The 22,305-nt window shown below is 44.8% G+C and carries 18 protein-coding genes and 2 pseudogenes; all 20 read right to left on the reverse strand.

Annotation, left to right across the window (positions count from 1 at the left end):
• Window positions 1-41: 41 nt before the first annotated feature.
• Window positions 42-1,088: an NAD-dependent epimerase/dehydratase family protein gene (locus PHT49_00170; protein MDD5450307.1), complete on the reverse strand. Its 1,047-nt coding sequence runs from the start codon at window positions 1,086-1,088 to the stop codon at window positions 42-44.
• 159 nt (window positions 1,089-1,247) lie between these two features.
• Window positions 1,248-2,024, reverse strand: coding sequence for a glycosyltransferase family 2 protein (locus tag PHT49_00175; GenBank protein ID MDD5450308.1), 777 nt, complete (start codon window positions 2,022-2,024; stop codon window positions 1,248-1,250).
• 63 nt (window positions 2,025-2,087) lie between these two features.
• A complete protein-coding gene (locus PHT49_00180; protein ID MDD5450309.1) occupies window positions 2,088-2,648 on the reverse strand; it encodes a class I SAM-dependent methyltransferase in 561 nt (186 codons plus the stop codon).
• A complete protein-coding gene (locus PHT49_00185) occupies window positions 2,638-3,708 on the reverse strand; it encodes a glycosyltransferase (protein MDD5450310.1) in 1,071 nt (356 codons plus the stop codon). The genes PHT49_00180 and PHT49_00185 overlap by 11 nt, the downstream gene beginning before the upstream one ends.
• 16 nt (window positions 3,709-3,724) lie before the next feature.
• Window positions 3,725-4,861 carry a glycosyltransferase family 4 protein gene (locus tag PHT49_00190; protein ID MDD5450311.1) on the reverse strand — a complete coding sequence of 379 codons (1,137 nt, stop codon included), beginning with the start codon at window positions 4,859-4,861 and terminating at the stop codon, window positions 3,725-3,727.
• 337 nt (window positions 4,862-5,198) lie between these two features.
• Window positions 5,199-6,302: a hypothetical protein gene (locus PHT49_00195; protein MDD5450312.1), complete on the reverse strand. Its 1,104-nt coding sequence runs from the start codon at window positions 6,300-6,302 to the stop codon at window positions 5,199-5,201.
• Window positions 6,303-6,645: 343 nt separating this feature from the next.
• Window positions 6,646-8,046 (reverse strand): hypothetical protein, encoded by a 1,401-nt coding sequence (locus tag PHT49_00200; GenBank protein MDD5450313.1) that lies wholly within the window; start codon window positions 8,044-8,046, stop codon window positions 6,646-6,648.
• Between the two features lie 72 nt (window positions 8,047-8,118).
• The gene (locus tag PHT49_00205; protein MDD5450314.1) at window positions 8,119-8,802 is read right to left on the reverse strand and encodes a hypothetical protein; all 684 of its coding nucleotides are present in this window, start codon (window positions 8,800-8,802) and stop codon (window positions 8,119-8,121) included.
• Between the two features lie 19 nt (window positions 8,803-8,821).
• A complete protein-coding gene (locus PHT49_00210; GenBank protein ID MDD5450315.1) occupies window positions 8,822-10,519 on the reverse strand; it encodes an NAD(P)-dependent oxidoreductase in 1,698 nt (565 codons plus the stop codon).
• 79 nt (window positions 10,520-10,598) lie between these two features.
• Complete coding sequence (locus PHT49_00215) at window positions 10,599-11,753, reverse strand: hypothetical protein (protein MDD5450316.1); 1,155 nt, start codon at window positions 11,751-11,753, stop codon at window positions 10,599-10,601.
• Between the two features lie 706 nt (window positions 11,754-12,459).
• Window positions 12,460-13,407 (reverse strand): lysylphosphatidylglycerol synthase transmembrane domain-containing protein, encoded by a 948-nt coding sequence (locus PHT49_00220; GenBank protein ID MDD5450317.1) that lies wholly within the window; start codon window positions 13,405-13,407, stop codon window positions 12,460-12,462.
• A 15-nt stretch (window positions 13,408-13,422) separates the two neighbouring features.
• Entirely contained in the window at window positions 13,423-14,511 is a 1,089-nt protein-coding gene (locus tag PHT49_00225) for a sulfotransferase (protein ID MDD5450318.1), read from the reverse strand.
• Window positions 14,512-14,519: 8 nt separating this feature from the next.
• Window positions 14,520-15,464, reverse strand: coding sequence for a glycosyltransferase family 2 protein (locus tag PHT49_00230; GenBank protein ID MDD5450319.1), 945 nt, complete (start codon window positions 15,462-15,464; stop codon window positions 14,520-14,522).
• Between the two features lie 42 nt (window positions 15,465-15,506).
• A complete protein-coding gene (locus PHT49_00235; protein ID MDD5450320.1) occupies window positions 15,507-16,220 on the reverse strand; it encodes a WbqC family protein in 714 nt (237 codons plus the stop codon).
• Complete coding sequence (locus tag PHT49_00240; protein ID MDD5450321.1) at window positions 16,217-16,987, reverse strand: macrocin O-methyltransferase; 771 nt, start codon at window positions 16,985-16,987, stop codon at window positions 16,217-16,219. Before PHT49_00240 ends, PHT49_00235 begins: the two co-directional genes overlap by 4 nt.
• Before the next feature lie 61 nt (window positions 16,988-17,048).
• Window positions 17,049-17,258: pseudogene (locus tag PHT49_00245) on the reverse strand (IS30 family transposase).
• A 152-nt stretch (window positions 17,259-17,410) separates the two neighbouring features.
• The gene (locus tag PHT49_00250; GenBank protein ID MDD5450322.1) at window positions 17,411-18,391 is read right to left on the reverse strand and encodes a radical SAM protein; all 981 of its coding nucleotides are present in this window, start codon (window positions 18,389-18,391) and stop codon (window positions 17,411-17,413) included.
• Window positions 18,384-19,673 carry a dTDP-4-amino-4,6-dideoxygalactose transaminase gene (gene rffA, locus PHT49_00255; protein MDD5450323.1) on the reverse strand — a complete coding sequence of 430 codons (1,290 nt, stop codon included), beginning with the start codon at window positions 19,671-19,673 and terminating at the stop codon, window positions 18,384-18,386. The genes PHT49_00250 and rffA overlap by 8 nt, the downstream gene beginning before the upstream one ends.
• 188 nt (window positions 19,674-19,861) lie before the next feature.
• Window positions 19,862-21,646: a DUF6077 domain-containing protein gene (locus PHT49_00260; protein ID MDD5450324.1), complete on the reverse strand. Its 1,785-nt coding sequence runs from the start codon at window positions 21,644-21,646 to the stop codon at window positions 19,862-19,864.
• A gap of 460 nt (window positions 21,647-22,106) precedes the next feature.
• Window positions 22,107-22,250: pseudogene (locus PHT49_00265) on the reverse strand (transposase).
• Window positions 22,251-22,305 lie beyond the last annotated feature (55 nt).

The raw sequence follows: 22,305 nt of genomic DNA on the forward strand, positions 1-22,305 counted from the left end.
CTTTGCGTCTTCGCGCCTCTGCGTGAGATATTTAATCTGCGTTAATCTGTGGATTGAAAGATTGTCTGCAGGGAATGGCGCGGCCTGAAACCGGTTTTCAGCATTCTTTCATTATCAAAGACCAAACTTGAAGCCAGCTTGTCATAACAGGAATACAGCCATCTCTTTCTGTCAGGTAAAAGGCACCCTGCCATCCTGGTTGCAAACCGGACAACAGATAATGGCACCGAAATAACCGGCCGGTTGGGACGTGCGCCGGAGCTTTTAAAGACTTGGATAATAGTGTTAAATTCATAAGGCTCAGCATCACAAACGTTTAAGATATTCACTCCAGTATCTTTTTCTTTTTTACGTCCTATGTGTCTGTGTGCGTCCGTGGCTAATTTGCTTTTTATTAGAAATTCGACAAAATCAACCAAGTTCGGTCTGGCCAATGCAGACATCCTTTGCAGCCCTGAACCGAAACGGATATAGGTTATGGTCAGAGGTGCTAATACCCGGCGATTAAGGTTAAAACTCCATTCACGATCATACACAGGTGCCAGACGTAGGATGACTAGACCATTGAGTATGCCCTCATCAGCTAAAGCAACAAGACGCTTCTCGGCACCAAGCTTACTGCGGGCATAATCGCTTGAAGGCTGACATTTGCCATTCTCACTAATCCCATTATAATTCTTTCTTTTTTGCGCCGTTGCGTCTTTGCGTGAGGTAATCCCCGGCCCTTCACCATACACGGACACGGAAGACAAAAAAATAAAACGCACATCAGGATTAACTTGAGAAGCGGCCTTTGCCAGATTTCCCGTAGCCTCACTGTTCACACGCATGTAAGTGGGAGAATTTACTGATCCAATCTTCTGGTGTGCGATCCCCGCGCAATGAATAACCACATCGGGGGAATATTTTTCACAAACCGCGGCCACGGCACTTACATCGGTCAGGTCGGTTTGTTCCCAGGAAACATCTGCATAGTTAGCAGGCCCTTTTCTATAATAAACCCCGATCACTTTATTACCAGAGGCCAATCGCCTACACAAAGCGTTTCCGATAAATCCCGCTGCGCCAGTTATCAGAATGTTTTGCACTTGTTATTACCTTGGCAATTAAATACCTAAATACCGTCATGCCTGCCTGCCCGCCTGCGGCGGATAAACTTCAGCGGGAATCCAGCAAGGAACTGGATGCCGGATCAAGTCCGGCATGACACTTTTATATATTTACTTGCCGGATTAATAAATCCAACCTCAATAAAGTCGATAGCCCCAGCGAGCGAAATAACGATGTGCGCTTTTGATAAAATAATACGTGTATCTCCAGTCTTTATGAGCTGATCTTTCCCAAAAATGAGTAACGGACGCTTCCGGGTAATATACTGTTCGGTGTGTCCGCTGTATTCTGCGGCACAAATCTGCATCCTCAAAGTATAAAAAATAGCCGGAATCAAATCCACCGACACGCTTCAGTAGTTCAGCCCGGCAAAACATAAAGGCTCCGCTCAGAAATGGGACGTCATATACTGAATCATATCCGACATCTCTCATCTCATAATAAGCGATACGGCTTGAGAAATAATGCTGAAGACTTTTGGGCACAAAACGACGTATAAACAGGTCAGCGAGGGTGGGATAGCGCTTATTAAGACCTTGAATCGTGCCGTCCGGGTTAAGAATTCTCGGTGAGACAATCCCCGCGTCATCATTCTGGTCCATAAAGTTCTGCAGACGGAGAAATATATCCGGTTCCACCGTCATGTCCGAATTCATGATCACAAAATATTGCCCACGGGCCTTCTTAAGGTTTAAGTTGTGATTCTCGCCATATCCCGCTCTGTTCGGATTGGCCGAAACAATAATTTCCGGAAAGTTCTCTTGCACAAATTCGCCTGTTCCATCCGTGGATCGATTGTCCACAAGCAGAATTTCCGCCTGGACCGACTTGGCCACCGCCCGAAGGGAGGGCAATAACCGATCAAGGTCATGACGCTGATTGAAAGAAACTAACGAGATGGTTATATCTATCATAGGATAGAGCAATCAATATCTCATCCGTCACAATTCTGAAATGTATTCACGAAGCGGTGTGCATTAGGTGCGTTGAAATATCCCATAGATGCAGTATTGGCTTATATTCCTCTCCAGCCACAAGGATCTGAACGGCATATGCAGGATTTTGGTAATTTGAAAGCCGGTTCCCGCCAGTTTTTTGATCAACATATCCTCGTCATAGAACTGCTTATGATCAGGATCGGAAGAGTAGCCCCGCCGGCCGGGAACTCCCGCTACCAACGTACCACCAGGTTTTAGGACTCTGCGAATTTCAGATAGGGATGGAATAGGGTCTGATAGATGTTCCAAAACATTATCCAGAACTGCTCCGTCAAAGGTCGCGGTTGCAAAAGGATAATGTACTCCATCAATCTGGCAGGCTTCCAATCTGTTTTTACGGCAATAGGCCACGTTGTAGGGGTTGATATCAATACCGATGGTTTGTTCCCGATATTCTAAAAAATCCCCGATCCCGCAGCCAACATCCAATACCCTGCCCGCTAAAAATCGACTGATTCTTGGGTACAACCAATATCGGCGATAAAAGAATCCCAGCCAACCCCGTTGGAGGAGATAATTATAGTACTGTTCATATTCCATTCGGATCTCGAACAACTATCTCCAGGAAACGCCGCACATTGAAGTCCTGGCGAAAGGCCTCAGGCAGTAAGTTTTTTCTGTCCCCTGTCCTTTCCCTCGGTGTCGTTGCCATTTCAGCCATGATATTCACCAAATCTTCGTCGGTTTTGAAAAGCTCGCCATTCCAGCCTGGAATAACTACCTCACGGTTGGCATCCACGTCCCGGAGGATTACGGGTATTCCAAAAAAAAGGGCCTCCAAGGCCGCTCGCGAAATACCTTCAGTGCGAGAAGGCAGCACTAGACAGTCACACTGTTGTAACAATCTGTAGGGATTCGCCTGATGGCCATGAAAGATAACAAAGGAATCCAAATCCAATTTCTTGGCCAAACTCTCCAGCTCACCACGCATGGGACCGTCCCCGACGAATTCCAGAAGACAGTTGATGCCGCTCCTGCGTAAAGATGCAGCAGCCATGATTGGAAGCTCCGGGCACTTGAGTTGTGTAAGCCTTCCCACAAACACAAAACGAAAACTTGCGCCCACTTTTCCGCGCGGTTCTCTCTTACGCCCCAGTTTTTCCTCATCCACAAAATTCCCAATAGTGTCAATGCGCTTGATGCCGGCCTTGCGCAATTGTCCAGCCATCTCGGAGGACATGGCGACTACCCGGTCAAAGCGTTTCAGCATCCAGAAATGAAGAAGGGCAGCGCTTCGGCCCAAGAATCCAAATTCAATTGCATAGTTTCTAGGCAGGTTCCCGCGAACACCGCTCAAAATAGTGGCATAGGGTGCGAAAAAAAAATTGAAAGCGTCTCCGGAAAAACAAGAGGAAATAGAAATCAAATCCTTCCGCTCTCCGAAACTCCGGAGAATTCTTCGATACGTTCCGTATTTGTCAAACCAACTGCGTTTCTTCGCAAGGGAGATAACCGGCACCTTGGGATCGATTTCGAGGCCCGGGGCGACAACATCGTCTTTCAGAGCAACAAGCCTGACCGGTAGATAATTGACTAATCCATTGCACAGAGCTACAGCCCCTTTTACCGGAGCGGCCAGAATCAAAGACGGAATCACCACAAAAACCAGTTTTGTCTTATTCTGCACCGGCTTTCACCATCTGCTTTGCTCTTGTACTCCAGCTGTATTTCGACGTACACTCTTTGTAGGCGTTCTGTGCCAGCTTTTTCCCAAGTGACCTGTCTTTTTCCAGGTGATTCAAACAACTGGACCACTCGTCAATTCGATCCGGTTCAACCAAAAGGGAGTTTTCTCCCGAACGAAGTACCTCTTCCAAAACTGGTAATTTCGATGAAATAATTGGTACTCCAGAAGCCATGTACTCAAACATTTTCATCGGAGACATCCAGCGGGAAGTATCCATGGCTTTCAAGCCTATCGAAACACTCTTCTGGTAGGGCATGAGCAACACATCCATGGCAGCCATGTATTTGGAAACGAGAGCAGGCGCAATGTGCCCCATTATGAAGAGATTCTTCGATCCATTGCTTTCACGGGCGCTGTTAATATCCTTTTCGTTGCCGCCAAAGACCAGGAAGGCTGTGTTCTTGTGCTTTCCGGCCAATGCTTCAATGATGTCTATCCCTCTCCCGGCATAAAGATGTCCAAAGTAGCCTGCAAACATACTGTAGCCTGCAAATTGTTCCGCACCAAGCAATTCTTCTCGCAGAATCAGCTTCTCTGTGGGAGATAGGATCGGACCTGGATGGGGGGCAGCATCATGCAGCACCAAATATCTTGCAGGGAGGAATCCATGGTGCTGACCCAGAATTCCCAGTAGGGCCTCGGATATGGCTACCGTAGTCACCCACGGTCGTCGCATCAGCGCCCTCTGCAGGTACTTTCGCCAACCACCCTCAGGTTGGTGCGTTTCAAAAACCAATCTGCGCCGCAAAAGCACTCCGATAATAAAAGATGCACACAGATTCCTCGAGATCACCAGGTCGGGCCGGCAACCGACAACAGCATCGGCAAGATACTTTATCAAGGCGCGCACAGCAATGCGAGAGATCAACGCCTTGCTTATATGGATGTAGAAGGAAGTTACCTGCATCAGCCCGATATCATAGCCGTAAAACGACTCGAACTGGGCTTGGAATTCCTTCTTCCCCCGAATGGAACGGGCGACAAACAGGGTGACCTGATGCCCCGAATCTATCAAAGCCTGGCACATGCGCGCAACATGTATGGAATTTGCACTGCGAGACGGCATGACGGACGGAGATATATAATACACTCTCATAGAGGGCAGGACTTCATCGGGGTACTCGGCAGGCGGACCTCATTAACATGGGTATCCGTCCTGCTCCAAAGGCTTGTATATTCGCTTGCACATACCATTGGCTATGAGATCGTGGGGGAAATAATGTCCTATGGCGTAAGCCAGTTGCTCTATGTTTCTAACAACATAGAGGCTAGATCTCTTTTTGGGGCACGAATCCATACTTGCTTAGGAAATGATCCGGCGTTTTTACGGGAAAGAATTTTATGTGCTTGACAAAATGAGCCGAAATAAACTGGCATCATCGACATTTGGTCACCACAAGTCGCTAAGCCCCGTGGTAAAAACCAAGTCCCGGGTACGAAATAAAACCCCAGTTGCTCCGATTTCGGGTGTCTGTCGCGCAGCTGATCCTGGCCACTGCAAGCATACGAAACCACGAGTTCCAAAGATCGGACTCGCCCCATTCCCAAGGATAGCGACTCCAGTGAGTATGAATCCGGTTGTGCCGGGGCCTTTGCAGAGTGAGGCCATAACGCAAGCATTCGAATCTTGTCGACCTCTCAGCCACAGCGATATGCCTCAGGTTCGCCATCAGATTCCGCAGCGAACGGGGACGTATGTAGTGTGATTCGCCGAACCCGCCATCCGCATTCTGTTCTCTCAAAATGGAATGGAGTGTGCGTTGAAGCAGCTCCCTGCGTTTGTGCTCAAGCCAGCAGTGCCTTCCGGTGAGGATGCTCACCGCATCATAGTCGTAGCACCCGCCGCCGCCGGGATAAGGACCAAAATGCCCTTCCCTGTCCGCTAAATGCTCTACGCAGGCTGTAGCCTGCTCGGATTTTGGGTTTTCCACATTCAGGTATTCCAGAATTTCGTACTGGTGGTAACCGTTCTGAAACTCCAGGTACGTCATACCCGGGCTGTTACCCCAGAAACCCCTGGCATTCATAGCCTTGAGATGTAACTCAACCCATTCTTCTATTCGCGCCCCCGTGTCTATCCCCAAATAATCCCGAGCATGAATCAACAATATCGCCATAAACATGGCCATGTTTCCACTCTGTGGAATACCCCTGAGGGCCCCTGTCCTTTTCAGGTCTTCTGCAATATCATCCGGAAGCAATGGTACGATCAGCTCTTCCAATGGATCCTCTTGAAGCCTACCCAGCAGATAAAGGCCGCTCAATGTAAAGGCCAACAACTGCAAGAACGGTTTATCATTGCTGATGCTGTTACTTGGCTCCCGCTCTCTTTTATAATCGAAGAGATTACGTCTAAGTTGTTCCGCGAAATACTCCCCGTGCCGCTCCAGCTCCACGGACTCTTTGAGAAGCCAATACCCGAAGATAGCGAAACACAACGCAAAAGGTGTAACTTCGGATCGAGGTGTCAAGCGAACCTGCCCGTCCCCGGTCCTACAAGAGCGCATGAAAGCAGAGTATCCCGCCCTGGCACGATTGATTGCTGCAGACAACAAGTCTATGTCACCAAAATATGTAAACAATTTCACTCCGCTGCCGCAAGCGCTACAACACACTTTTTAGCTTCGTAAATAGGTCGCTCGGTGGCAGTATTGTAGGCCACTTGGTCAGAAAGGCTCTAACACAGACTTTTAGACCCAGGTCATATTTTAAAAAAGCAAGCACAAAATCGGAGAGCAATCCGGACACGAAAAACATGAGTGTACATCTCACAATTTTTAACAAAATCATAAAATTAGAATTCCAGCGAGATGTTCAACGGCCTCTAAATTGAATGTCAAGATTGAACTGTCATGGGTTGCGTTGCAGGGTCAAGAATGATGTATATATTTCTTTGGAGATAGGACATCGAAAACAGTTATCAGATTTCGCATAGTAAAAAAATAGTACGGCAAAAGAATACATCCAACTAAAACTGTTAATAAACGTCATAAATAATATAATTAAAGAGGATATAAATATCATACCTAAGTAATCTCCTGTCTCTTTTGTATATTTACCAATGACAAATATACAAAAGATGGCCAAGGGAAGGAATCCAACCATACCATAACTGGCAAGAATTAAAGGTGCAAGCGAGTGTATCCCGAATCCAGCAACATGTAAAGTATAAGCATTATGACTGCCTATTCCCAAAATCGGATGATAAATAAATGTAGAAATTCCCAACATGAAAGTACCTATCCTCGAAAATGCGCTAACCGTCTGTTCATTCATTTGTAAGGAATCGTCTGAAGAAAGCTCCCCGATATACCTTTCAATCTGTTTTGGCCTAGTTCCCAGCAAGTTAGAAAGATTACGGTAAAGTTTTCCAATTTGGATTTGCTCCTGATTCTTCATCGTTGCACTGAAACCTTTATTAACAACAAATGAATGAAAAGTAGTTATTCCTAAAGGAGCAACACCTTTTAAGGTCAAAAATGAAAAGAACAATAACGGCAACAAGGTCAACAATAGTATCTTTCGTTTTAAAATGAGTTGTCGATGAAAAGTTTCAATTAGAAAGAATATCGAAATAATAATAAATGTCAAAGATGCGCCTCTGCACTCAAAGAAGAACATCGGTAGTGCATTAACATAAATCAGCATATATTTTTTCCAGTCATCCAACGCATGAATGTAACCAAATAAAATCACAAAAATAATCGCCAAGGACTCATACGCTTGAGAAGAATTAAAAATTAGATTATTAATAAATAAAGGAATGACCTCTTCTTTCAGTAGCACTGCCATGAACATATAACCAATCGCTTTAAAAGAAATTATATAAATTAGGTGTACGATGAAGTATAGTTTATTAACGTTTTTAATAACTATTTCAATTATGAATATAATAAGCACACATACCAAAAAAGATGAAATTAGTTTTGAATAAAACAGATATTTAAATTGCTTAAACAGAGAATAATCATTGGGAAAATGAATTGTTTCGATCACCATAAATATTAAGGCAACAATCAACAACTTGAATGAAATCAATTTGGGAATATCATTAAGGGTTATCCTATCATGTGAAAGGAAATATATTAATGCTGCAAAAAATAATGTTACAAATGGTTGAGCATGATTAGCGAACAGATGTTTTAATACATAAGAATCTGATACCAGTAAGATAATGCCATTAAACCACCGAGAAGCATAAGCAATAGATACCCAAAAAAGGAAAAGAATTAATCTATTTCTAAGTACCATTGTCATTCTCACCCAATATCAATAAGTTGATAGGTTGATAAATGCACTTGCACAGCCTTTTCTGCTGTTGCACTATCCTTTTTTACACAATCTACTCATATAAAGGCTTTCAGATACTTCGAAATCAAAATCTGTATCAATATCCAAAGATTCTTCTATCGGCATTTTTATCAAAAATGGGTCATTAATTTCAAGATTCCATAATTTCCCGTTATTCTGAGAAAAATAATCTCTATTAGCGATGTAGAATGCATGCGTTACTCGAAAAAAAATGTTGCCGTCGCTTGTATTTTGGTATGTATCAGGATCAGTGTGTGTTATGGGCTTACCATCCTGGTCAAATATCCAATCTTTTGTCTCTACAGCAGATATATATGATCTATAATTTGTCCGCTGGAAGGTGTCGTACGCTGACTTAATTGTATCTAACGTCAAAAAAACTGAGCAGGAGTTAATTACAAAGAAATATTCGGTTGGCACCCTTGTGTAATGTTCAAAAGTAATAAGAGGATGATGAGGACCTGGCGCTACAGATTCTTTTTTTCTTTCGAGGATCTCAACATTTTTATATTTTTTAGCCTTTTCCATCAACTCTTCTTCAGCAACAGCCAAAAATCTATGACTAAAATAATCAAGTTTGTCCAGTTTCCCTAATGCAATTTCAAGCAGATCGGTGCCGCAAAATGGACGAATCATTTTACTTTGCATTCTTGAAGAACTGAGCCTGGCGTTTACAATTGCTGATATTTGTTTCATCGTTTTACCCTATATCCCATTAGCTCAACAGACCAGATTTAATGATGCTTTCGGCTATCACCAAATCATCAGGGCCGTCAACGTCCATCGCTCTAAGGCGAGAAATGGGAATCGGAATCGATTTTGCGCCAAATAAGTCACCAGAGTTGATTAACGAGGAGACTCTCATAACCCGCACATTCCCATGAATAAAAAATTCAGGTTTCATCTGTTTATTGATACACACCTTTCTTTCTTTCATAAACAGAAAATGTGATCCGTGGTCATCATGGTATCTCTGATTATATGCATGACTGTTTGAAGAAACAGGTGTAACTGTTTGAGCGGAATCAGCGCCGGGATCGTTTTTTAATGCATGTATGCACATTTCAATATCTCTTTCTGTTACAAAAGGAGAAGTAGGTTCAAGCAACACAAGAAATTCAGGCAGCCTTTCTTCTTTTTGCTTAATTGTCTCAAGGAAGTACATTATGACGTCAACGGTGGGAACATTGTCACGAGATAAGTGCGTGGGACGGGGTTGAACTTCTATTTTTCGCATTTGGCAATAATTGCTAATTTCCTCGCTGTCGGTTGAACATATCATACGAGTAATCATGGAAGCGGACATCCCTGCTTCAATAGCATAACTTATTAATGGTTTCCCATTTAAGTGGACCATGTTTTTCAAAGGTATGCTTTTTGAGCCTCCCCGGGCAGGAATAAATGCCCATGCTTCATTGTTGCATAATTGTATCCCATTACATTTTTGCTTCTTCGTTAACTTATCGATGATAGAATTTATTGTAAACCTTTCCGTTTCATACCAGGCATCATACGTTGATCCTCCAATATGAGGCGTTATAATAAGATTGGAATTGGCCTTTGCATATGCTAACAACGGATGATCCTTAAATGTTTTTTGAAATCCGGGAACAAACTCGCCATCAAAGACATCAAGAACCGCACCGGCAAGATGACCGCTTTTCAAATATTCCAGTAATGCGCTATGGTCAACCAACTCCCCTCGAGAGGTGTTGATAAAGTATGCCCCTTCCTTAAATTCAGAAAACACTCGAGCACTAAACATGCCTTCAGTTTCTTTTTCATGAGGGACATGCACGGTGACAACATCCACTTGAGCGACTAACCCTTCCAAGCTGCTACAGCTTACCAAACCTGGCAAGCCGGAAAAGACAAATGGGTCAAAATAGAAAACATCCATTCCAAAGGCCAGAGCATATTGAGCCACTTTGAAACCGAGCCTGCCCAGTCCCACCACACCAATCTTCATTCTGGAAAGCATCTTGGCGCCACCAAATGGTCGGCGGTCCCATTGTCCATCCAAAGCATATTTGTACGCAGGAATAAGATTGCGTGTAAGAGCAATCAACAATCCCCAAGTATGCTCGGCTGTCGGTGTAATAGAATCCAAGAATTCTTTTTGATTTTTAAGTGTTACAACTTCAATACCTTTCGAACAAGCATAATCGACATCGATGTGCGGATGGCCGGTGGTATTCGAACCAATAACCTTGAGATTTAAACACTTATCTATCTTGTTTTTATCTAAGTAATACCCCATGGGAGCCAAGAGTACATCAATAGTGCTTAAAATATCCTCATTATCAAAAGAAGGATTTGCGACTTCAACTACATCAAATTTATCATTTAACAATTTTAAATTGTCAGCCTGATACTTTAAAATGGAATAATACAATAGCTTAGGCTTGCTCATATTTCTCACTTTAAAATTATCTCATCGTATTTTTTGATTGTTTTCAAGAAACACCACAAATATTTTCTCTACACATTGTTCAGCCATCCAACTGTTCCTTGATAAACATGATTAAATCTGCTTTTCTTGTTTTTGTATCAATCAAATCGTAAAGTTTTGAGTCAAATTCAAGCGTACTATAATTCCCATGCACGTTTAAATATTTCATACTATACTTGTGCATCTTAGTATCGCTATAATATTTCTTATTTTCATCAATACAGTTATAAACTGGAATCTTATTAAAAAGACCATGCCATATACTATTACTTCTACCGGTTATCAATCCTTTTCTTACGTTTGGCAGAAACAGCTCAAGGTTCAGATTGTGAAGCTCTGTAATATCCCTGAAGCGAACAACTCGCCTCATTAATTTTACATACATTATTGCAATTGAGATATTTAAAAAAAAATCTGCTATCTTCGCATATCTTAATTTTGCGGCGATCTTCCTTGAAATTCCATCGATAAAGGAATAGAAGGGTGAAAAAATTTTGTTTCTTAATATTGAATAGATCCTTTCGTTAACTATATAATCAACTCGTTCATCGGCATTGTGAGGCTTTAACACTATCACATCATCAACATCGACTAATTTAATCAATGAAAAAACATTTTCTAAATATTCTAATCTGTCTTTAACGCAACAAAAACTGAACGGAGTGGGATTCGCCCATAGATAATCAATACCGTAATCAGGAAATATCGGATATTTCTTATAAGGAACGCCCATCTCAACAATATCTTCTTTACGAAATTTATGTCCGGCAGGCCTCTCATATTCATTAACTCTATAATTATAAAAATTCCGATCAATAACTAAAATTTTATCAATTTTTTTACCATACAGGTATTCATATTGGGCATTTCCCATGGCTAACCCTGATAGCCAAAATGTTTTTGTGCTTGCAATATTATTGTTGATATTATCAATAGTTTCTTTCGTGTAATTCGTTTGCGGTAATATTTCAATATTAGCCGTTATCTTCTCGTCATAAATGATGTCCGCCCCAAAAGATTCACACAATGCCAGGAACTCATCAATTGTCTTTTTTGTGCGAACATGTGTCTTTTCATCAACAGCTTGCGGACATATAGCTATCCTGTATTGGCTGGACAACTCTTTTACAATGGACAAATAAACGCAGCACCTCTGAAAACTAACAAACACTAAGGCTAAGTCGTAGTGAGACATACCAAAACACTTTCTCCTTTTATTTGAGATTGGTGGTCAATCCCTATTTAAAAGGAAAAGCGCCTTTTTTCTACCCCTTTCAGAATTTACACAAAAGATTTTACACTACCGTCATGGCACGACACTTCCGACCCACGTAGCAGGAAAACCGTTTCGTATAAAAGGGATTGTTTGCCAGCCAGGGGAGCTTCTCCCGCTTCACGTTCCCACACCTCTTGCACTGGACTCGCCGAACTTCCACTTCCAGGTATATCCGCGCATCCCCACAGGACAGGTCCCGTATCTGTCGTTTTGTCTTGTCGTAATAACTGCGATGGACGGTGCCGCAACAACCGCATGCTGTTTTTTTTGAGTCCTCTCAAGTCGGATAACACGAGCTTTCGGGTCTCCAAATATCCCCTGTATTCCCGATCGCGGTCGAAATCCGGGGAACTGATATTCGTCCAGTAATCGTCTCTTCTTTCCCATCCACAAATCATACAGATTTTCTCACTATCTTTAAACCTCATTTTTCCTTATCTGACGCGGTGTTATGCCGTTCTTATGTCCGTTTTTACCCACACTCTTACACGAAGACCCCGTTTTTGTTTGCTCATTGTCATCTCCTTGTTTGAGTGACTCAGAGCTTACACCATTGTCCAGTTTTTGGGGACCACCTCACAATATATATGTTTTTCATGGGGAGGCTAACCTTAATATATGGAACTTAATCCACGACAGGCCGCGTGCACTTCGAGACAATAGCGATAAGCCCGGTGGTGGCAAGCGCAACGAAATGTAATACAACTGCGGTAGCTACACCTTCTTCGAAGTTGATGCCATAGGCTTGGAGCGAAATTGCGAAAAAGGCCTCATAAACCCCCAAATTTCCAGGCGGGCCTCCAAGGAAAGTGGATAGATTCACCATCGCGAGGCACATCGGAGCAGCGCTCCAGTGAATATTTGGATAGCATGCCTTTAGGTAGACGAGGAAACCGATTGTTAAAAGGCCCCATACGAGCAGGGTGAGAATTTGAAATGACCAGAATGGGCGGCCGGCACTCGGTATCGGAACCGCCGAGAGCAAAAGGTCAAATCGGCTGCGCAAGCTTTGTTTGGTTACAGAACGATTCAGTCGGTCGGGAGTTCTCTGAGCGAGGAAGATCAGTATAAAATATCCAATTAATAAGAGTGCTGTTATTGCCGAGAAAGTTCCCTCTAGCGGTTTGGGGACTGTTTTGGCTAAAGCGACCAAGCCCAACAGCAACAGCAAAGCCGTAACATCCGCCAACTTTTCAGCCAGAAACGCTCCTGTTGCGAATGTTCCAGACCCCCCACGAGACTTTACCCAGCCGACTCGGAGTAATTCTCCCGCGCGCATCGGCGTGTAACCCCCGATAGCAAAGAACCAAACGTAGGCCTTAAGGGTAGTTGCAAAACGTTCATGCAACTGGCTGGACATCAAATAATGCCAACGTATTGCGCGCACAACGACGGCCGCGCAGAACAACATTGAAAAGCCTGTTAGTGCTGCCAATCGGGATGGATTCAAAACTGCTTGCCATACTGTTGCGCTCGGCCAGTGCCAGACAAGAAAGCCTAGGGCCGCAAAAACGGCGACAAGCGATATGAGACCACGGGCATGCCGCATACCATTCGCCGGAATCCTGGTCATGCTCCCGCTTTCAAGTCAATGATTAAACCTTCGATTGAGGAGACCGGGCAAGGAAAAACCTAGGCGTCTCGCTGCCCACACCGCGATAGGCAAAAACTCTTTAAGCCATAAGCGCCAGTGGCGAAAGGAAACTAAGCGCAGAGTGCGTGCAGCAAGGCCATAGAGGAGGAAAGCCAAAAGTTCCCGCACGTTGATTTGGCGTCCGGATATACAATAACCATTTGCAAGTAGAACATCACCGGCATAGTATTCGAACAAAGCTTGATCGCGCTCCGACATGGCGTGACGCCACTTCTCCTTGTTTCCTGGATCAAGCGGTTCCATCAGTTTGACGTGCGTATCTCCCTGGGCGAGAAGCTCTGCCATGCTGTTGTCACGATTATCAATCTCAGTCACCGGCAGACCTAGAAAATCTCCAACTCTAGCAAGCGTTGTGTCAGGAGCATCAAGCAAATCTTCGTAACGCAACTCAAGATAGCGATCAGGATTACGCATTCCCCAGCGCTGCTTATCCTGTACATGGTCACGCCACAACCAGGCGGCTTCAGCCAGAGATCTCGGACCAAACCAAGTCGCGCGCCAAGACAAACTGACGTCCCGTCCATCTCGTATTACGTGAATGATCTTCATACTGGAAAGTGCATTATCGAATTCTTCCAGTGGTATCGAGGCAAAAAATGCACTTTTATCTCCAGTCAGCCGGGCTTCGCGAAAATCGGCATATTCCCGGAACAAAGCTTCCACCATATCTGGGTAATTATCATTATCGGCAAGAATAGCTTTGGTCCGTGGTCGGGTCACCAAAAGACTATGCTGAACAATATCTTCCAAATCACGTCCCTGCCCGGAACGGAGCGTCCATATTTCCAGGAAATCGTAGATGCACTCAAGCAATAAGCTCCGGTTGGACTCGTTGCGCAAGTCACCCCACAATGGAAGGTACCTCTGAAACAGGGGAATGAAATGGGTCTCAATTGGAATCGCCATCGAGAATAGAGCATTCAACTTAGTAACAAGCAGATAGGTTCCCGAACGCGGCGCCCCAACAATGAGCACGACACCTGGAATCTGGCTATCTTTCAGATTCTCATGAAGTGCGCCCATTACGGCTCCTAATGCCGCCCACGTCGGATACTGTCGACAACGGCCCCCGGACGACAACGAGCCTCATCGAGAATCCGCCAGAGATATTCACCGACAATGCCTAGAGAAAACAGAATCATCCCTCCAAACATTGAAATCAACATTACGATGGTAGCCCAACCTGGCACTGCAATTCCCCATCCCAACCAACGAATGAAAACAACCATCGCATATAACACCGACAAGATCGAGGCAATGAGTCCGAGAATAGTAACGAATCTAACGGGGAGATAGGTGAAACTGATAAACGTATCAACAGTAATCTTAATTTTTTTAGATAATGTCCACTGTGATTTTCCGTTTGTTCTTATTCTTCGCCTGTATGGAATCACAGCATGATCGTAGCCCAACCAAAAGACCAAAGGGAATATTGGACTATTCTTTTCCGCGAGATTAACCAGATCATCTCTAATCTGCCGATCAAAAAGACAATAATCGAATCCTCCCTTGGGAAGTCCTGGTATTGCATATCGACTCACCATGCGCCAATACATGTTGGAAACAAACGAACCGAACGTTCTCTCCTCGCGGGACTCCCGCTCTGCCACCACCAACTTGGCACCCCGTTCCCAGCGCTCTATCATCTCCAAGAAGATTTCAGGAGGATCCTGCATGTCAGCGGAAATTATTCCAACGCAATCTCCCCTAACAACCTTCAGTCCTTCTCGAATTGCAGGATTCTGGCCGAAATTCCGCGTTAGCTTGACTACCGTAATCTGCTCGGTGTGCGCTTCCTGCCATTTGAGCAAGATATTATAAGATAAATCCGTTGAGCCGTCGTCAACAAACACCAGGTCTAGCTCGTATCCGGGAAGACGTTGCCCAAGTTGTAAGAGGGTTGGAATACTGTGGTTAAGGTTCAACTCATTTTGATAAACCGGAACCACGATGGAAAAGACTGCCTGTTCACTCATGAGTCATTGCCTCATACGAACCGTTAATGAATCCCGTCGAAATTACGCGACAACATTAGCGGTCCTGCTTGTGATGTAAGCTCGAGCCTCAGATCCACAATTGGCGATCAAGTCCAAGACAGTAACACCGCCCTCAAACTCCCCATGCAGCTGCGGGTATGATGGATAATCATAGCTCTTGTATTCAAGTGAAATACCGTGCTGGTCGAATAGATCTTTGTCAAGATAAGCCTTTGCGGCCGGCCCGGACAAATAGCAGGTAGCATTCGCTTCCGTCAGCAACTGGATCAATCGCTCAGTTTTCGTACCAGTCGCTTGAAAGTCACGAGACATTGCCATCTTCGTGGGAATATCCAGGTAGCTGCAAATCAGCTTGATCAGTCGAACATTCAAAGCACTAATCGTCTCATCTCGCGCGTCGAATGCTTCTCTTAATATCTGTAACGCATGATCCACATAGGGAGCCTGACGGTAGGCTACTTCAAACTTTTTAATATGCTCATCCTGCCATGTTCCCTTTCGGCCGATTCGTTCATAACCAATCAATGTATGTTCGATAAGTTGCCCTGTTTTCTTATAATTTACCGGCACGGTCAGCCACTCTAAGCCTTTTACTGATTTGATCTTATTTCGGTTACGCCAATCCTGCTTTGTGTACTGAATATTATCATGGAATATAAACAATTCGACATCGGAGATGAAGTCAAAATACCCTCTCCATGGGATATAGTTAGACTGTATAATCCCGACTTTCACCAATCCACCTCAATATAAGCTGATGGATTGCTATGCCAGGTAAACTTTTTAACTTTAGGATTGCTACTAAAATTCTCGCGGAAATACTCATCGACAGCCAGAGATTCACCTCCAAATGTCTCTACGGCATATTCATCAAGAATGATAATTCCACCCCGAACCATGCGAGGCACGAAGTGATCCAGTGCAACCTTAGTCGGCTCATACAAATCAGCATCCAGATTCAGCAAAGAGACTTTCAGACCATTTCCCTTTTCCGCCAGAAAGTTGGGAACAGTTTCCGCGACATCCCCCTTTATCAGCTCAATCCGGTCAATATGGCTAATATGCTTGTCGTGATTCATCGCAGCCTGCGCCAGCTGGAGATCCATTTCTACGGTTTGTCCTCCGTGATACCCACCCGAGTGAACACTCTGGGCCTCATTCTCCTTACCGTCTTCCTCTCGTATTTCTACAAATCCGGAAAAGGTATCAAATCCATACACTTTCTTCAGCACATCGGTTGCACAGTAAATCTCACACAACTTTGCCCATGTAAAAGTAGAGGCTCCACGATAGACCCCGATATCGATTATGCAACCCGGCAAATTTACTATTTTCTTGAACAGCTCGTAGTGTACCAGGAAGCGCGCCAAATTGAGCCTAGGGGTAAACACAGGAAAACAGCGAAACATCTCAAAAGTAGAGAGCACCGTGTTTTCATAAAGTTTTTCGAGTACTTCCCTCTGCAACCTTTCCGGCTCGTGGCGTAGCGATGTGTCAGACATTTAGAACATTCCCTATGATATATGGACTAGTCTTGTTCCAGCAAAGCGGGCAACGGCGGTTTCAAGTTGCAGGCGCACCACGCAGGGCCTCTGCAAAAACTTCATATAGAGCTTGATAGCCGAGGCATGTTCTAGGACACTGATTGATCTTCAAGACAATGGTCTTCATCGCCTGATCTGAGACTTTACTGAAGTCGTTTCCCTTGGGGAAGTAACGTCGCAGCAATCCACTGGTCTGCTCATTGGTGTCCCGCTGCCACGGTGAATAGGGAGCCGTGAAACAGGTCTTCAGATTTAATTTTAATGTCCCGCCCACAATCCTATCAGTTGCGCACTTAGAACTTGAGTTCGCCACTATTAAGCGCTCTTTGGAAGCGTTAATGTTGTAGATATATAAGGATGTAAAATGGATCCAGAACCTCATCAATCTTCCATGCCGGCAGAAACGGCATGTTTCATCAGATCAGTGTAGCTTCGCCCTTGCTCGGGCCAGCGAGTAGTACTCCAGTCCGGGCACTGACCACAGAACTTGTGACAACTAAAGTCATTTCTCAAATGAGCCTCTCGAAGATTTCGCATTGCTTCACCCTGCCATGTTTCCTTAATAGTGGTTTCCTGGTAATTGGCAATTTCTGAACCATGAACCCAGTCTTGAGGGCAATAATGCAACATTCCATCAGGACCTAAAGTGAGGCGTTCCCAAGGATAAAGACATGGATATCTCATACTTGGAGTACTGACTAGTCCAGGTTTCACACCTCCAGCGGAGTGTTGGCGCCGAATGACTACATAATTAACTCCGGCATTTTTCCAAAAAGCTTCAAACTGTTCTACTTCATCCGCATTCTGCGACTGTTCTACAAAACTGACTACCACCATTGTTCCATACCCTCCACGCAGCTTGAAATCTATCAGGCGCAATACGTTGCTGCGCGTCTTTTCCAGTTTGCCTTTTCTGCGCACCAGCGCATAGGTCGCATCGGTGAAAGCATCGATGCTGATATCGACCACGTGCACCCCGGTATCCAGCAACCGCCTCGCCTGTGTTTCTCCCAGCAGGGTACCGTTCGTGGTGACATTGATTGCGGTTCCCGCACGGTCAACTGCGTATCCCAGCATCTCGAACATATGGGGGTGCATCATGGTTTCCCCCTGCCCCGTATATCGAAGATAACGGCAGATGCCACGGCCATCCGCTGCCACCTCATCAACCATCTTGTTATGCAAAGCAACATCCAAGAAAACGTTACCCAACAACCCTTTGGCTGTAAAGTCCGCATGGGGGCAATGAATACATGCCAAATTACAGCGCTCGGTGGTATCGACCACGATCTGTGAAGGGAATTCGACGCTCAAATGTTTCTGAAATCCGTATGGCATCAATACCTCGACATCCTCATTCAAAAAAACGCTCAATTGCATCGCAGACACGATCGACATCGGCACTGGTCATGCGGTAATAAAGAGGCAACCGCAACAGTCGCTGGCTCTCTTTGGTGGTATACCGGTCTTCACCATGGAACACGCCAAATTTCCTGCCTGCCGGTGCGCTGTGCAACGGCACATAATGAAACGTCGCCCCGATGCCGTGTTCCTTGAGAAAACGCAGCAGACGTTCGCGCATGGCTTCATCCGCCACTTTCACATAAAAGATATGGGCATTATGGGAACAGTCGACGGGAACAACCGGCAACTCCACATTACCTTTCTGTTCCTGACCTGTCAAGCGCTGGCGATAATACTCCCAAACCCGCAACCGATCGGCAGTCACAGCTTCGAGCTGTTGCAGTTGGCCGTAAAGAAAAGCGGCTGGCAATTCACCCAACAGATGCGACGAACCGAGATCGACCCAATTGTACTTGGCCACTTCTCCCCGGAAAAATTGCGACCGGTTTGTGCCCTTTTCCCGAATGATCTCGGCACGGGCAAAGAAACTAGCATCGTTGACCAACAGGGCGCCGCCTTCCCCACACTGGAGATTCTTGGTTTCATGAAAACTGAAAGCCGCCAGATGGCCGAAGCTCCCTAGAGGACGCCCCTTGTAGCCGGAGCCGATCGCTTGGGCGGCATCTTCTACTATCCACAGGCCGTAGCGCCCTGCTACCGCCATCAGCGCATCCATCTCACAGGCCACGCCAGCATAGTGCATCGGCACGATTGCCTTGGTGCGCGAATTAATCGCCTCCTCGACCAAGGCCTCATCCAGGTTGAGCGTGTCCGGGCGAATGTCCACAAACACGATTCTCACTCCACGCAACACAAAGGCGTTGGCGGTGGAGGTGAAGGTGAACGAGGGCATGATGACCTCATCTCCCGGCCCCAACCCAAACAGGATCGCCGCCATCTCTAGGGCATGGGTGCACGATGGGGTCATCAAAGCACCAGCCACTCCTATCAGGTTACTTAGCAGACTCGAACAGCGACGGTTGAAATCGCCATCTCCAGCCATGCGACCAGTTCTTAGTGCTTGCGCCAAATATTTGCGTTCTTTCCCAACTTCTTTAGGATATGAAAATGGAACCTGATCTGCAGAGATTGTGGCCGACGGCCCACAGTCAGGACCACCAAGCGACGGTGCAGTGTCTGTGTCTGTCACCGCCAGTTCTTGCTGTGACTGCGTGGAGGATTGGATCTTTTTTCCCACCCATGGAGTCGATCTTTCATGGGGATGGACGCTGCAACTCATGCTTTGCGCTCCCATTCTATCTCATCAATCGTAACCTGTAGTGGCGATTGAATCGATAGCAGAACCCTGCCAGATAACTTGTGATGTATTACCGAACTTGAATTCATAATCTTTGGCAAAAAGAAGCAAAAGAGAAAACTCCTTATTAAGAGACGCTCTAGGACTCCAATTCCGACGAGTTATCACCACTAAATCGGATTTGCCCGCCAAACAACATAATCTGGGTGAATCTTCTTCTTAACCGGACTGTAGTTATTCTCCACCATAATACGACGTACATCCTTTGCGTTAGGAAAATTAAGATTTTGCATCAAATAATCCGGTCGGTGTTTATCTAAAAATCTCTTAAAAAATGCTAGTTCACCAGTTTCTTTGGAACCTCGATATAGGTATCGCTCCACCCGCTCGCGGTTCAAAACCTCTTTCTTCCAGTCACTGTCGTTGTTCATGTTATAAAGTACTCTAGGTTCCAGCAACAATTGCGGAAACTTCGTAGAACTAATAGTCAGTGGAACCGCGAAATATTCCGTATCAGCAACCATCGTTCCAGGCGGAAGATAAGCGTGGAGCCGCCTAACAACTTCTATAGCAACGGGAGTCAGTTTGTACCTAGGCCACTCTAGCGTCGTATATTTTCCTCCTGCGAAAATGGATGTTGGGGAAACCCATATCGCGAAAATCAGCAGCATCGACCCAATAGATAAATGCGCCAAAGAATAACTTTCTTTTCTAAAATACGCCAATACAGCGATTACAACGACTAACGGGAATGGAAGAAGATAAAACATTCGCCAATATATATTTTCTGTCGTCAACTTACTCATAATAAATCCTGAAACAATCGGATTCAATACGAAAGCAACTGTAACAAAAACCCATATAAGGAAAAATTTCCTATGTGGAGAAAATATTGCAATCACAACTAAACTAAGCCCTAAACAGACAGGTATGAGTAAACTATCACCCGTAATCAATTCCACCTGCCCCCAAAAGTCGGAGGGGAAATGGGACTTCCAATGTTCCTTAGGGTGAAGATTGAGCAAAGCGCGTTTATAACTCAATGCCTGAACCACTAGAGGCACGAGGGAAATCGCATATGTCGTGCCCTTTTTAAATGCCTCAAAAGAAACCAACTTACCTTGAGAGCCATAGAACGATATGAACAGAATTATAGATAGAAGCGGGATATAAGCGAAGGCGGTTGTACTTAGCGCGGCTAGAGCAACACAAACGACAACCAGTTTAAAGAAATTAGACCAATCATTATACTCCCAATACTTCAATGAAAAATATACCCAAGTGTAAAATCCCAAAAAGAGGAGCACACCCTTGCCTTGGTGAGCTCGAGCAAGCGTATATATGCCATACGAACGAGAGGTATCGCCGAATAACATAATTATAAGCACGAGAACAACACTACCAAGTAACCTTGCAGCTTTCCGCTTTTCAAACAATCCAAGCAACAAATAGATAGCAAGGAACGCAGCACTTCCAACCAGGAATGGAAAAACAATATGTGCTATTGTCAGCACCTTCAAACCAGCTAGCCACGCAATTGCAGCTTGAAATGTCTCGTAATATTGGAAACGAACAAAATCAGTGCCGGCAGGAATATCCGCAACCCAGGTGACCGCAAGGTTAATAATAGCGTCTGGGTGCTCTACGTAATAGACAGCTTTCGCAAGATAGAACCCGTCGTCGCCGCTATATCGGTGAATTGATGCCGTTAAGAGTCCAGAGCCTAAAGTGCAGAAAACAAGATAGAGAGAGTTAGGACTAGACCCCGATACAATATGCTCCAGTTTATTTTTCAAATTAAGTTTTATCGCCCCGAGCGCTACCGCTCCCACGACTCCTGCTCCTATAAGATAAGAGGCGACCGCAAAACTAAACGAAAAAAACAACCCCAACTTGAGCACTAAGAAGGCAAAAGCAACAGACGCAAAAATAAACAGCAAAAATGACTCGCTCAAATCATCCTCTCGCCTGCTATTCGTGGGGCATGCAATCATCATTATGTATGAAACTCCGTAATTGGATCTCAATCCCCTCATTTAGTACTTCTAGCTCATTTAGATAAGCTCTAGCTGCTGGACCGGTTAGATATTTTGTTGACTTACATTTTTTCAACAGTTCTAGCACTCTTTCGCTTTTTCCTCAGCCGATCCCGCTATGACCGCAAACAATTGCCCGTCTTAGTATGTTGAACAAATTTTTGCCTTGTTAGCCCTGCCATAGGGAAAGGATGATTTATTTTTTGTTGAAATATGGATAATTGCATAATTTTTCGCTGTTTTCGGCAAAAGTAACCTGTTTATCCTTCTCCGTCAATAAAATTGGGAAGAAATCGCTCTTTGAAAACCTATTTCGCAGGGGCACTCATTCTTGCAGCGCCACCGCGCTACCAGGTGAAGCAACTTCTTCTCACTCTATTTCACGTGTCCACCGACTCAGCAAATTCGGATTTACCCCTAAATTCCGTCCGGCTTCAGCATATGAATATCCTCGTTCGCTGACCAGTTTGACCGCCTCTTCCTTGAATTCTTTTGAATAGTTACGTCTTTTTCTTGCTCCCATCGAACACCTCCAGAATGATGATTAAATCACTCTTAAGAAAGTGTCCATTAATTCA

It is taken from the genome of Desulfovibrionales bacterium (genome assembly GCA_028715605.1).
Lineage (GTDB): Bacteria > Desulfobacterota > QYQD01 > QYQD01 > QYQD01 > QYQD01.

Coding starts and splice junctions, on each gene's coding strand:
- PHT49_00175 (MDD5450308.1), bottom strand. CDS start 2,024: ATGATAGATATAACCATCTCGTTAGTTTCTTTCAATCAGCGTCATGAC.
- PHT49_00180 (MDD5450309.1), bottom strand. CDS start 2,648: ATGGAATATGAACAGTACTATAATTATCTCCTCCAACGGGGTTGGCTG.
- PHT49_00190 (MDD5450311.1), bottom strand. CDS start 4,861: ATGCCGTCTCGCAGTGCAAATTCCATACATGTTGCGCGCATGTGCCAG.
- PHT49_00195 (MDD5450312.1), bottom strand. CDS start 6,302: ATGCGCTCTTGTAGGACCGGGGACGGGCAGGTTCGCTTGACACCTCGA.
- PHT49_00200 (MDD5450313.1), bottom strand. CDS start 8,046: ATGGTACTTAGAAATAGATTAATTCTTTTCCTTTTTTGGGTATCTATT.
- PHT49_00205 (MDD5450314.1), bottom strand. CDS start 8,802: ATGAAACAAATATCAGCAATTGTAAACGCCAGGCTCAGTTCTTCAAGA.
- PHT49_00210 (MDD5450315.1), bottom strand. CDS start 10,519: ATGAGCAAGCCTAAGCTATTGTATTATTCCATTTTAAAGTATCAGGCT.
- PHT49_00215 (MDD5450316.1), bottom strand. CDS start 11,753: ATGTCTCACTACGACTTAGCCTTAGTGTTTGTTAGTTTTCAGAGGTGC.
- PHT49_00220 (MDD5450317.1), bottom strand. CDS start 13,407: ATGACCAGGATTCCGGCGAATGGTATGCGGCATGCCCGTGGTCTCATA.
- PHT49_00225 (MDD5450318.1), bottom strand. CDS start 14,511: ATGGGCGCACTTCATGAGAATCTGAAAGATAGCCAGATTCCAGGTGTC.
- PHT49_00230 (MDD5450319.1), bottom strand. CDS start 15,464: ATGAGTGAACAGGCAGTCTTTTCCATCGTGGTTCCGGTTTATCAAAAT.
- PHT49_00240 (MDD5450321.1), bottom strand. CDS start 16,987: ATGTCTGACACATCGCTACGCCACGAGCCGGAAAGGTTGCAGAGGGAA.
- rffA (MDD5450323.1), bottom strand. CDS start 19,673: ATGAGTTGCAGCGTCCATCCCCATGAAAGATCGACTCCATGGGTGGGA.